This window comes from Methylobacterium sp. J-070, assembly GCF_022829385.1.
Lineage (GTDB): Bacteria > Pseudomonadota > Alphaproteobacteria > Rhizobiales > Beijerinckiaceae > Methylobacterium.
The window spans coordinates 21,844-33,209 of sequence record NZ_JAKSXX010000261.1; the positions used below are offsets into that span (position 1 = coordinate 21,844).

The 11,366-nt window shown below is 69.9% G+C and carries 15 protein-coding genes; 3 read left to right on the top strand and 12 right to left on the bottom strand.

Features of this window, described 5'->3' with window-relative positions; translation table 11 throughout:
- Window positions 1-131: 131 nt before the first annotated feature.
- A complete protein-coding gene (locus tag MKL01_RS30430) occupies window positions 132-479 on the top strand; it encodes a hypothetical protein (protein ID WP_243908915.1) in 348 nt (115 codons plus the stop codon).
- Window positions 480-771: 292 nt separating this feature from the next.
- Here MKL01_RS30430 and MKL01_RS30435 read toward each other — a convergent pair whose 3' ends face one another.
- The 5 genes from MKL01_RS30435 to MKL01_RS30455 all read right to left on the bottom strand — a co-directional run bounded on the left by MKL01_RS30435 (window position 772) and on the right by MKL01_RS30455 (window position 3,518).
- A complete protein-coding gene (locus MKL01_RS30435) occupies window positions 772-1,404 on the bottom strand; it encodes a hypothetical protein (protein WP_243908916.1) in 633 nt (210 codons plus the stop codon).
- A 130-nt stretch (window positions 1,405-1,534) separates the two neighbouring features.
- Window positions 1,535-1,831: a hypothetical protein gene (locus tag MKL01_RS30440; RefSeq protein ID WP_243908917.1), complete on the bottom strand. Its 297-nt coding sequence runs from the start codon at window positions 1,829-1,831 to the stop codon at window positions 1,535-1,537.
- Window positions 1,782-2,231: a hypothetical protein gene (locus MKL01_RS30445; protein WP_243908918.1), complete on the bottom strand. Its 450-nt coding sequence runs from the start codon at window positions 2,229-2,231 to the stop codon at window positions 1,782-1,784. Before MKL01_RS30445 ends, MKL01_RS30440 begins: the two co-directional genes overlap by 50 nt.
- Window positions 2,231-3,286 (bottom strand): peptidoglycan-binding protein, encoded by a 1,056-nt coding sequence (locus tag MKL01_RS30450; RefSeq protein ID WP_243908919.1) that lies wholly within the window; start codon window positions 3,284-3,286, stop codon window positions 2,231-2,233. The genes MKL01_RS30445 and MKL01_RS30450 overlap by 1 nt, the downstream gene beginning before the upstream one ends.
- 10 nt (window positions 3,287-3,296) lie before the next feature.
- A complete protein-coding gene (locus MKL01_RS30455) occupies window positions 3,297-3,518 on the bottom strand; it encodes a hypothetical protein (RefSeq protein WP_243908920.1) in 222 nt (73 codons plus the stop codon).
- A gap of 111 nt (window positions 3,519-3,629) precedes the next feature.
- Here MKL01_RS30455 and MKL01_RS30460 point away from each other — a divergent pair, with 111 nt between their 5' ends.
- Entirely contained in the window at window positions 3,630-3,809 is a 180-nt protein-coding gene (locus MKL01_RS30460; RefSeq protein WP_243908921.1) for a hypothetical protein, read from the top strand.
- A 36-nt stretch (window positions 3,810-3,845) separates the two neighbouring features.
- On the opposite strand, the gene MKL01_RS30465 is transcribed toward MKL01_RS30460, so the two are convergent.
- Together MKL01_RS30465 and MKL01_RS35855 are read right to left on the bottom strand one after the other, a co-directional pair.
- Window positions 3,846-4,241: a septal ring lytic transglycosylase RlpA family protein gene (locus MKL01_RS30465; RefSeq protein WP_243908922.1), complete on the bottom strand. Its 396-nt coding sequence runs from the start codon at window positions 4,239-4,241 to the stop codon at window positions 3,846-3,848.
- Window positions 4,242-4,375: 134 nt separating this feature from the next.
- Complete coding sequence (locus MKL01_RS35855) at window positions 4,376-4,504, bottom strand: hypothetical protein (protein ID WP_279604989.1); 129 nt, start codon at window positions 4,502-4,504, stop codon at window positions 4,376-4,378.
- Between the two features lie 202 nt (window positions 4,505-4,706).
- Here MKL01_RS35855 and MKL01_RS30470 point away from each other — a divergent pair, with 202 nt between their 5' ends.
- Window positions 4,707-4,997 carry a hypothetical protein gene (locus MKL01_RS30470; protein WP_243908923.1) on the top strand — a complete coding sequence of 97 codons (291 nt, stop codon included), beginning with the start codon at window positions 4,707-4,709 and terminating at the stop codon, window positions 4,995-4,997.
- 4 nt (window positions 4,998-5,001) lie between these two features.
- Here the strand turns inward: MKL01_RS30470 and MKL01_RS30475 are convergent, their stop codons facing one another.
- The 5 genes from MKL01_RS30475 to MKL01_RS30495 form a co-directional block, all read right to left on the bottom strand.
- Window positions 5,002-6,648, bottom strand: coding sequence for a sialate O-acetylesterase (locus MKL01_RS30475; RefSeq protein ID WP_243908924.1), 1,647 nt, complete (start codon window positions 6,646-6,648; stop codon window positions 5,002-5,004).
- A gap of 10 nt (window positions 6,649-6,658) precedes the next feature.
- Window positions 6,659-7,624, bottom strand: a complete 966-nt coding sequence (locus MKL01_RS30480; protein WP_243908925.1) for a hypothetical protein — start codon at window positions 7,622-7,624, stop codon at window positions 6,659-6,661.
- Window positions 7,625-7,633: 9 nt separating this feature from the next.
- Window positions 7,634-8,299, bottom strand: coding sequence for a hypothetical protein (locus MKL01_RS30485; protein ID WP_243908926.1), 666 nt, complete (start codon window positions 8,297-8,299; stop codon window positions 7,634-7,636).
- A gap of 76 nt (window positions 8,300-8,375) precedes the next feature.
- Window positions 8,376-10,682, bottom strand: a complete 2,307-nt coding sequence (locus MKL01_RS30490) for a glycoside hydrolase family 5 protein (RefSeq protein ID WP_243908927.1) — start codon at window positions 10,680-10,682, stop codon at window positions 8,376-8,378.
- An 8-nt stretch (window positions 10,683-10,690) separates the two neighbouring features.
- Window positions 10,691-11,356 carry a hypothetical protein gene (locus MKL01_RS30495; protein WP_243908928.1) on the bottom strand — a complete coding sequence of 222 codons (666 nt, stop codon included), beginning with the start codon at window positions 11,354-11,356 and terminating at the stop codon, window positions 10,691-10,693.
- Window positions 11,357-11,366 lie beyond the last annotated feature (10 nt).

The window sequence follows — 11,366 nt, forward strand, 5'->3', positions numbered from 1 at the left end:
GCTGCTGAGAAGGGCGCCAAAACTGATTGTAATGCTGCGGCGTAGAAAATCCCGTCGCGGCTACGCAACGCTCCACTGTACGATGCTTGGGAGTGCCTTGCCAGTTGAGGACGCTCGCATATCCTTACTTCATGCGCACCGTTCTCGCCACCTTCGCTCTCGCCGCTGCCGCTGCCGCTGCCGGTGGCGTGCAGGCAGCCGACCCCTTGCCGAAATTCAAGCTGAACACCCTCTACTCAGACGCTCGCGCCTCACTTCTCGACCTCGGCTGGCAACCGGAATCGGTGGCGGCATCAAGCAGGACATGCGACGGCCGCGAGAGCACCTGCGAGGCCTACCCGGAAGCTGAGAGCTGTGCGCCGTTAGGGGCTGCAGCTTGCTCGATGCTGTGGAAGCGCGATGGGCAGGTCATCAGCGTGACGACGATCGGTGCTCACGACATCCTAGTGCGATCCGCGTCCTGCCGCTCCGGCTGTTAGCGGTACGGCGCCCACGAAAAACCCGCGACGGCGAGCTGGGCGGGCTGAGGTGGGCATCGGAGTCTCGTGCCCTGAGTACCAGCCCAGGGCGGCGCCTCCTATCCTCCATTCGATGGATGCCGCGAACGAAAAAGCCCCGCGCGGCGGCTGCCGGCGGGGCTGAAGGTGATTGCACTAGGGATGCTGGTCGACGCGCGGGCGGGCGAACAGTTCCGAGCCCCGAAACGACGAAAGGCGCCCCGGCCGAAGCCAGGGCGCCCACAGCGATGTGAAGTACGGTATGAAGCGGCGGCTACTTGCGCGGGCCGCTCTCCAGCGCATCCAGCCGGTGCTGCTGCCGGTCATTGAAGGCCCGGATGTGCTCGTCGACCTCGCCGCGCAGCATGCCGGTGATCCGGTCTTGTGCCTCGAAGCGCGCCTGCAGCTCGCTGCCGGAGACGAGGCGGTCCTCGATGCGCTGCATGTCCGCGCGCACCTGGTCGGCCCGCTTCTCGAACCGGGCTTCTACGCGGCCGATGCGATCGCGCATGAAATCGTAGTCCCGGTCCTGGGAGCGCCAGTGCACCTCGTGCTCGGCGCGAGTGACCTGGTTGGCGGCCAGCCCCTCGATGCGCTTGTCGGCGCGGTCCTGGATCAAGAGCAGGCCCGACTTGAGCTCGGTCAGTCCCGCGGTGACCGGCCAGTAGGCGAGCCCGCCGACGACGGTCAGCACCGTCAAGCCGACGCCGACGGCCGACCAGATCACGGCCCACGGCGTCGCGCTGCGCCGGTCGATCTTGTCGCCGAGCGCGTTGACCGCTGAGACGACGCTGTTGAGCGATCCGGCGATCCCCTCGACCCGGGTCTCCAGGGCGGACAGGCGTGATCCGGAGTCGGGCTGCAGTTGCGGTTGCGGCTGCTGCATCTGCTGGTGCTGCTGGGTCACGGTCTGGCCCCCAAGGCCGGAGAGGCGCGCGCCGGTGTTCCGGTCGCGCGTGGAAGCCCTCTCCCGCGGACGGGAGGGGTGGGATATCGGGTGGAAGGCCTGCGAAACTTTCGCGAGCCTTGGTCGGCGGCTACGGCTTGGCGAAGTCGCGCCGCACCGCCTCGATCCAGGCCATCGCGCGCTGCCCGCAGGCCGCCTTGGCTCGGTCGAGCACCTTGGCGCGGCCGATGATGCGCACGACGTCGCCGGTGGTCAGCGATCGATCCGGGATCTCCGGGAAGCTTCTCCGGAGGCACGCCTCGACGCCCTCGGGCGGCGCGGGCAGCGTGACGCGGATGTCGGCCGGCGCGGCCGGATCGATCGAGGGCGCCTCATCCCTAAAGCTGGCGCAGCCGCCGGCTGAGATCGCGAGGAACGCAAACGCCATCGCGGCGCGGGTCACGGGCGAGCGCATCGGTGATGTCCTTCAGCTTGGCGTGGTCGGCCTGCTCAGCCGCGAGGTCCTTGGTGGCCTGCTCGGCGAGCTCGTGGGTCAGCGTTTCGGCGAGCTCGGCCCGCTCCCGCTCGGCCTGGAGCGCCACCGCGTGGTCGTGCACGAGCATCCGGCGCGCACCCTCCGTCACCGCGGCCTGCCAGCAGAACGCGAAGGCCATGATGCCGGCGGCGGCTGTGAGTGCCACGCCGCGCTTGTGCGGCGGCAGGACGATCCGGCCGCCCACCAGGATCACGAGGGCGGCGCCGAGGAACTTCAGCGTCACCGGCGACACCGCGGCGAGCAGCATGGACGCGAACGCCATGAGGATGCCGGTCCATGAGAAGTCGAACATCAGGCGCACGCTCCGGTGAGACGGGGGAAGCGGCGCGCGAGGATCTCCGGCACGGGTCGGCCGGCCTCGTCCCAGCGCGCGTAGAGGGCGTAGAGGGCGCCGACGATGATCAGGCCGCCGACCACCACGCCCAGCACCGTCCCGGCCTGGATGTGCCCGTTGGCGTCGTCGATCTGATCCTTGAGGGCGACGATGTCGCCGACCGTGACGCCCGCGGCTCCGCCCGCCGCGAGGGTCCCGCCCTGGACCGTGCGGCTGCGGGCGAGGTTGGCGTCCTTGGCGGCGACCGGCAGCGCGTCGGCGGTGTCGAGGGCGGCGAGCGTGTCGTCGTCGAGCTCGCCCGTGACGGGCAGTCCGGCTTTCTTCTGCAGGAGCTGCAAGGAGGCCGTGGTTCGGTCGCCGTGCGTGCCGTCGACTGCGCCCACGGGGTAGCGCAGCGCCTTCAGCTTGGCCTGGGCCGGGATCACGCGGAGCGCCGCCTTCGCCTTGGCGAGGTAGGCGCGGCATTCGCCGAGTCCGGTTTCCCCGCCGTTGACGCGCCGGCGCAGGGTCGCGACGTCGTCGGCGTCGGCGAGCGCGTTGCAGTCGTGGTCGGCCCAGAAGGTGAGCGCGGCCGCGATCGCGCCGGTGGGTGCTCGGAGCTTGTCCGGATCCGCCTCGAAGCCGGCAGCGCGGTAGTTCGCCCGGCCGGTGGTCTGGAGCGCGCCGCCGCCGCGGTAGCGCCAGCCGTCGCCCGGCTTCACGTTGCCCAGCCGCCCGCCGTAGACCTTCTCGGCCAGCGCCTTCGGATTGCCGGCATAGGGCTTTGCCGCCGCGAGGCTCGGGAAGCGCTTCGGCCAGACCGAGCACAGCCGCTCGGCGGTGTAGAACAGGCTCTCCTCCAAATGGGTGAGACCGCCGGTCTCTGTGGCCACCTGGGCGACGAAGTGGGCGATGCGCAGGGGCGTGATGATCTCGGCGGCCGCGATCCGATCGTCGGCCGCCGTGAACGCCGCCACGAGGTCGGCGCGCGCGTGCGGCGCCACGGCGGGAAGGATCCGCTTCCAGTCGGTCATGGGACGGTCCTCAGAAGTGGACGGTGAAGCGCAGGCGCAGCGGCGCGAGCTCGTCGAGCTCAAGGGTGCGCAGACGCTCGCCCTCGCGGATGAGCGTGCCGTTCGGCGCGATCGGCGCGGCTGCCAGGAGGCTCGCCGTGCTCGGGCGGGCCGGGAGGTGCGGGTGTGGCGCAGCGACCGCGGATGCGCTCACGAGCGCCATCGCACACGCGAGGCCGAGCATCTGGAGCATCGCCGCCTCGCGTCGGGTTCGTGTGCGAATAGGTACGTACGCAGGCCCAGGAAGGGCCTCCGGTGGGGCGTGACCCGCTCAAATCAATCAGGCGGGCACCGGAGGCGCCCGATGACCGTTCAAGACGATGGAATTCAGAACGAGCCCCGGATCAGACGCTCGTGGCGAGAGCGCTTGATCCTCCCGATGCTGGTCACCGGCGGTCTTCTCACGCTGACCTGGATCATCGCCCTGATTGCAGTCGCGTTGCAGATGATCAGCGCGGTCGCCGGCACGGTAGGCCATGGTTGAGCATGGCCGCCGCGACGGCCTCAGTTTCGTGGCCAATCACCGCGCGTCGGCGACGTGGCGGCCAGGCGCTACGATCTCGACCCGCACCCGGGCGAGGCCGCACGCACGCAGCGCCCGGCAGGCGCCGGTCGACAGGTCGATCAGCCGGCCGAGCCGCTTGTGCGGGCCCCGGTCGTTGACACGGACGACGATGCTCCGGCCGGTGGCGAGATGCGTCACCCGAAGCCAGGTGTTGAACGGGACGTCCCAGATGGCCGCCGTCCGGCCCATCGGCTTGAAGTGCTCGCCGTTGGCCGTCCGGCCACCCGGATTGATGCGGAAGATCTCCCGCCCGTAGGTCGAGGCGATGCCCTCCCAGGCCCGGGCGTGCGCAGGAACGAGCAGCAGCGCGCAAGCGACTGCGGCCCGCAGCGCGAGGCGCTGCAGGAGCATGGTGGTCTCCGTGGGGTCAGGAAGGGCCGGGCGGCCGTTCAGCAGCCCGGCGTCAGGCCAAGAGCGCCCCGCACAACGCCGGCCGTGCGGGGTGAAGTAAGACCGTCAGGTCTCAAGCCGCGCGGGGCTAAGAGTCACGAATAGGCGACCGAGAAGGCGTTGAAGAAGAGGCTGCCGGCGTTCTGAAGGGGCTCAGCCCCGAGCGCGAGGCCGTTGAACCACTCGTCGCCCGTCAGCCAATCGCCGAGGGTCGTCGGCGCCATCCATGCAGCTGGGGTTCATCAGGCGCCTCCGTGTTTGGTGAGCGGAGCAGACGCGGCACGACAGCCACGCTGACTTAATCCCGCCGTCGACTACTTATATATCCAGGGTTGCATGGGCATTCGGGATGCAATGGCGCATCAATCGGCCCTGCTGTTTGTATGCGTCGCGTTTCAAAGGAACCCCGCACAAAGAGCACCCGCTATGAGTTTGCTGAAAAATCTCTTCCGCCGGCTTTCAGGAAATGCTGAGCTTGCAACCGATAGCATCGCCGCCAAGAGCGGCGTAGATCTTGCCGAGCTGGCGCCAAAGACATCTCGGACAAACCGCACATACGATTGGGAACCGGCTCTGCCTTGGCGGTCGGTACGTCTGATCGATGGGACCACGGGATCCGGTTGGGTAATGCGTCGCCGCGCACCGGACGGGACGTGGCAATATCGGGCGATGACGGACCAAGAAGCGCTGGATCGCGCGATCAGCGAGACTCAGTAGTCCCTCAATTCGCCGGCTCCGTGTAGGTGCCCGCTATCGAGGCGGCGATGCGCTGGCCGAGTGTGGTCTGTCCGGCGCGATTGTAATGCGTGCCAGCCACACTCGTCGTGCCGTTCGGCTGAAGGACACCGCCAGCATTGACCGGCAAGTCACTGGTCTCGACTATAGAGACAGGTCCGCCAGGATTGGCCGCGGCGACGCTAAACTGCGCCGTGCGGATAGTCGTGTCGGCCAGATACCCCGGCCGCAGCCGTGCGATCACGAAAACACCAGTTGCGCCCAAGCCCCAATCGGTGCGCACGGCATTGATGAGGGCGGTAAGATTGGTCTGGTAGCTCGTCGCCGGCGTGCCGCCGGCGGCTGCTTCAAACTCGCCCTGAACCCACACCCCATGGATCGTCAGGGCGTAGCCGGCCGCCGTAGCCGCAGCGCGAGCAGCCTGGTTGCGTGTAACCGACTGCGCGTAAAGCTCGCCCGTGGAGGAAGGGCTCCAATCGTACGTGCTGGTTCCGTCCGCGGACTGGTACAGGCCCGTTCCGCCTGCCGTATCCTTGCAAAGCAGGATCGGGACGCCGGGATTGGCGGCCCGCAGGGCCGGCAGGAAGCCGATCTCAGGGCCGACCCAGGCAGCAAAGCTCTCGAATTCGACGCCCGTGCGAAGGTTCGGGACATAATCGACATACTTGCCGCCATCCCAAACGAACGTAAGCCCGGAGGGGTCCGTCCACGTCGCGCCGGCCGCGTCCTCGGCCTGCCCCTGTGCGTTCGACTGCCCGGAAAGCTGGATGAAGATCGCGGGCTGTCCAACGCTGGACGACAGGGTCGAGTAGCCGGTCGGCACGCTCGACGGCGTCGGGTTCATCGTGACCGCGCCGCCGCTGTTGCCGGCGATGGCGGCGAAATAGGTCGTAGCAGTGATGCCGGAGGGAAGCGGGTCGCCCTGTGCGGGAACCGTCGGGTCCTTCCCGGTCCCCGCGTTGCCATACCACGTGCCGCCGTTCTTGCGGACGAAGTAGACCTTGTTGGTCATATCGAGCGCGATGCCGATCACGTCGCCGTTGACGAGCGCGCCGAGGTTCATTGGGTTCGAGAAGCTCGAGCCCTTGTAGACCGCACCATCCCAGCGGATCGTGACCGCAGTATCGAAACCCGCAAAGCCGTTGCCGCCGTTGGTCATCGACAGGCCGGACGCCGCGATGGCGACTTGCCAGTTCGTCTGAACGTTCGTCGCGGTGAACTCGATGTAGCGCTTGCCGGTGCTGAAGCCGGCGACCGCGCGCAGGCCATTCGGGTTCGATGATGTGGACGACGTGAGCGTGCGGTTGCTGTTGCTGAGCGCCTGCCCTGCGGTCAAATTCGCGGGATCGAACGTGGTGCCGGATACGACCGGCGTGCCGGCGGCGAGCGCGGTCGCGACGCCGGCCCTGGCGTCCAGAGCGGCGGCGAGGAACGCGATCTGGTCGGTGGCGAGTTGCGGCGTGGCGAAGGTGTAGGAGAGCAGCCCGGCCGCGGCCGTGATGGTCGCGACCGAAGCGCCGTTCTTCAGGACAGAGGCGACGGTGCCGGTGGCCGCGGCGCGGGTGAAGGTGCGGCCGTCAGCCGAGGATGCGGGTGCGACCGAGCCCCCGGCCGTGCGCGGAAAGAAACTCATCGCGCGACCCTCAGCTCAGGACGGAGACGACGTGCGTCCCGGTGGTATTGGCGGCGACCACGTCGACGACGGCGAGCCTGTCGATCAGTGTGGGTCCGGCCGCAGTCACCGGGACATCGAGCGTGGTGCCGCCGGACAACTTGAGCCGCACGCTGCCCGTCGAGGTCGAGGCGATGAAAACCGCGCGGCCGGCGGTCACAGGAGTGCCGGGAGTGATCGTCGCGGCGTTCGCGTAGGGCTGCTCGTAGCCGGCGATGGTGGCCAGGCTGGCGTTGCCGGTGTCCTGCTTGGCCGCGGTGGCGGCTCCCGCCGGGAGCGGCAGGGCAGCCGCGGAGATCGCCAGCGTGCCGGCCAGGAGCGAGCGCACCGCCTCGACCTTGGCGTCGGTGGCCGCCCCGGCCGGGAGCGGCAGGGCTGCGGCCGAGATTGCCAACGTGCCGGCCAGAAGCGCGCGCACGGCCTCCAGCTTCGCGTCCGTCGCGGCGCCGTTCGGCAGCGGCAGGCTCTGCGCGGCGACCTGGAGGGTGCCGGCGAGCAGAGCCCGGATCGCCTCGTCCTTGGCGACCACGGAGGCGAAGCCCTGCGTCAGGTCCGCGTCGGTGGCGAGCGGACCGAACGCCGCGAGGATGGCGGTCAGGAGGGTCGCGGCGGTGTCCTGCTTCGATGCCGTGGCCGCGCCGCCGGGCAGCGGGAGCGCCTGTGCCGACACGGACAGGGTGCCCGCCAGGAGGACGCGGATCGCCTCCAGCTTCGTTGCGATGGTCTGCGCGTCGGCGTCGGTCGCCAGGGTGGCGAGCGCGGCGGTCAGCGCGGACTGAAGCGTCGTGATGTCTGCAGTCTTGGCGTGCGCCCCCTCCGGCGCCAGCTCGACGATGGTCCGGTCGGTATACGCCGAGCGCGTTCCGTCGGCCTTGCGGGCGTCGGGGGTGTAGGCGCGCGCAGGCCCGCTGCCCGAGAAAGACAGATCCGCGGTCATCGGTGATCCTCAGAAGAGCGGCGGGAAGTACAGGGTCGCGAAGAAGGGGGGCGCCGAGCCGTCGCCGGGGTCGGTCGGCTCCGAACCGGTGAGCACCACCCACGCGAGGGCGCCGTCGACGACGCGCAGTCCGAAGGTCTTGCCGGCGTCCGCGACCGGGTCGAAGGTCGGCAGCGGGAAGCCCGGCCCCTGCGGTCCGACCTGGAGCGCGGTCGCGGTGACCGCCTGGAGCCCGGGCACGGCGGTGAGCACCGCCTGGAAGCTGCCAGAGGCCGCCGCCACCGCCGGCGAGTCCGTGCCGGGCAGGACGGAGAAGCTGATGCGGCCCAAGGGCTCCGGATCCCGGGATGAGCCCGCCACCGTCCGCTGCACGTCGGCGAACAGGGTGACGAGGCCCGGCAGGCCGTTCGGGCCGGTGGCGAGCCAGGTGCCGCGCATCGCCTTCGTGACGGTGAGCACGAGGCTGTCGGTGAGGTGCGTGATCGGATCGGCCGTCCAGTCGATCTCGTGGGCGCCGTCGTAGCCCGGGACCTCGACCGTGCTGTCCAGCGCCACCACCGCGCCGCCGAACCGATCGGCCAGCGTCGCGGTGAGGCGCGAGCCGGCCAGGTTCAGCGCGGGCTTGATCGGCACGACGACCTGCCAGCCCGCGGTGTCGATGACCGTGGTGGCCATGGGCGGAGACCTCGTGGGGACGCGAGCGTGTGAACGGGCGCGGAGGGCGCTCCGGGGATGAGGTCAGACGTCCGGGCTACTCGGCCGAGAGCAGGATCCCGCCGGCCGCGGTGAAGAAGGTCGGGAACGAGGCCTGGGTCAGGCCGTGCCCTCCGGACTTCGTCGCGACGATCTGCAGGCCCGCCGACCCGATGTTCTGGATCGTGAAGGTGAAGCCCGCCTGGCCGGAGTTGGCCACCGCGATGCCGTAGTCCGTGTTCGCGGCACCGACGAAGGCTGCGCTCGCCGGCACCGCCCGCATTGGGGTCGGATACGGCACCGCGAAGGTGAGCGTGGTGGACGTGAGCCCGATCAGGGTGCCGGCGATGAAGTAGGCCCCGGCCGGGTCGGCGAGCTTCTGGACGTGCGCGCGGGCGAGCGCCCGGTCGATCACCGGCGGCTGGCGGCTCGACTGCGTCGGCTTGTAGCCGATCTCGGCCTGCGGATCCTTGAACGTCGCGGTCCCGCCGACGGGATGCAGGGTGAAGGTGAGGTCGCCCGTCACGCCCGTCGGGATCGCGAAGGCTGCGCCGGTCCCGCGTCCGCGCGCCGCGTTGAGCTGGATCGGACCGTTGCCGCTGCTCCCGGGCCAGTCGATCGTGACTTCGACCGACCCCGTCAGGTTACGCAGGGACGCGACCAGGACTTCGCCGGCGAGTGCCGCACCCCGGTCGCGGATCGTCTGGCGCAGATACCCGCCGCTCAGCGTGATCGTTCCGTCGGACGCCCGGGTGACGTTGGTGGCGCTGTCGACCGAGACCCAGCCGTCATAGGTGCCGACGCCGGTGGCGGCCGCTCCACCCGCGAACCCGCGGGTGTTGAGGCTCATGTCGGCGTTGTAGAGCAGGTTCACCAGCGGCTTGCCGGCGAACGTGGTCGTATCGGCGGACGGCGCCAGCCAGTTGTCCCGGACGACCTGACCGAAGGCGCTCAACGTGCCGTCCTGGCGCGTGAGGCTGTTCGGGTCATTGACCCCTAAGCCTGGGACGTACCAGCCGTAGGAGTAGACGGTGACGCCGGAGAACGCGGTCTCGCGGCACAGCCGGCGCGCGTCGGCAAGCAGGTCCGCGATCCAGGCGTAGTGGCTCGCCAGCGTGGCCGCCGGCGTGGTGCCCGGCGTCGAGGGGTCGAGCGTCGGATCGCGCACCGTGCCGTCGTTGGTGAGGCCGACCTCGTCGATCGTGAGGGCGAAGACGCCCAGATACCGCAGCGCCGAGGCCAGGAACCCGGAGCGTCGGTCGGCGAAAGTCGCCTCGCCGGCCTGGTAGATGTGGATGCCGACGACGAGGTTCGGGTCGGCGGTGAAGACGACGTTGCCGAGGAGTGCGGAGGCGACCGCGTTGGCCGCATAGCCGTAGTTCGTCGGGTTGAGGACGATCGGTCCGAGGAAGCCCGAGCCGCGCAGGGCCTGGACGTACTGCACCTGCTCGGCCGCCCAGACGGTCGGGTTGGTGCAGTCCGAGCCTCCGGTCGAGCAGTTGATCTCGTTGGCGGTGCCGATCCAGACATTGCGGCGGTTGGCGTAGCGGGCGCCGAGCTGGGTGTGGAAGGCGACGTTCAGCGCGGTCGGAACGGCGTCGTTGCCGTTCTGAAACTGGACCACCATCCCGAGCTTGTTGGCCTCGTCGACGATGAAATCCATCATCGCGAGGTGTGACGGGAAGCTCGCGGTCGCCGCGGTGTAGAGGACGGCCGGCTCGACGCCGACGCGCAGGCCGTTGAGGCCGAGGCAGGCGGCCGCGAAGATGCGGGCGCGCATGGTTGAGCCGTCGGCCGCGCCCCACACAGAGGCCTCGAAGCCGGTCAGCGACGAGCCGCCCGTGGTGACGGGCTGCCCGTTGACCTGCCGGAGGTTGTAGTTCGCCCGCGCCTCGCCGGAGATGAACAGGCCGTCGGCGAAGGTCGCGAACTTGGCGATGAAGCGCTTGCCGTCGGGGCCCTGGATCGTCTTGTCCGGTTGGACCTGGTAGCCGGAGCCGGTCGCGCGCAGCGCGGGCTGGCCGACACCGGACAGGGCGGTCAGCACCGTGCTCAGCGGCTGGCGGCCGGCGAGGACGTCGGTCAGCAGCTGCGCGGCGCCGCCCGGCAGCGTGACATGCGCGGCCGAGAGGTCGCCGTCGACCGCCACGGCGCCGAGGTCGGCCGGGGCGAGCACGATGTCGGGAAGAGACTTGCCGTTGACGGAGCGCACGAGACCGTCGGCGCCCTTCTGGGCGGCGAAGTACTGCGCGTCGGTCTTGCCCGCATTGCCCGGTAGGGCGCGCCACGCGTCGATGGCGCTCTGGCCGGTGCCGCCCGAAGGGCCGGACACGAACAGCACATCGTCGACGGTCTCGATCGCCATCGGGGGCCTCAATCCTGGAGGGAGGCGACGGCGGCGTGCTTGATGAGGCCGTAGAAGGCCGTCACCGTCAGGCCGGTCGCGGGGTCGCTGGCGAGGATGTCGAACGGGTACGTGCCGGGCGGGCAGCGGGCCATGATCGCGCGCGGGACCCGCATCGCGACGTTGCCACCCGTCGTCCCCGCGTTGATCGTCGGCACCGACCCGTCGGCGGGCGCGGAGGAGGCCTGCAGCGCCACGGTCGCGGCATCCCGGGCGGCCCGCGCGTCGAGCGCGAAGGTCAGACCGGAGATGTCGAGCGGTGTCGGCAGCACCGAGATCGCGAAGGTGTCGCCGACCGCGAACGGCGTGGAGCCCTGGCTCAGCATGAGCGTGAGGCCGCCGGCATACACCTGAACCCCGGCCACGCCCTGGCCCGTCACGGTTCCCGGCGGGGCGGTGACCGTGAAGCTGGTGAAACCGCCCACGACGCTGGTGATCGTGAGGAGGTTGATGCCACGCCGGGCGCCGACATCGACGGCGGTCACCGCTAGGCCACCATTGCCGACGTTGGTCGAGCCCGCCACGACGCCACCCTGGCCGGGCCGACCGATGATCGGCAGGCCATCGAGCCAGTCGGTGTTCTGGCTGGTGCGGAAGGTGAGCGGGCGCGGCTGGATCAGGGCGAGGTTCGACACGCGCGCACCT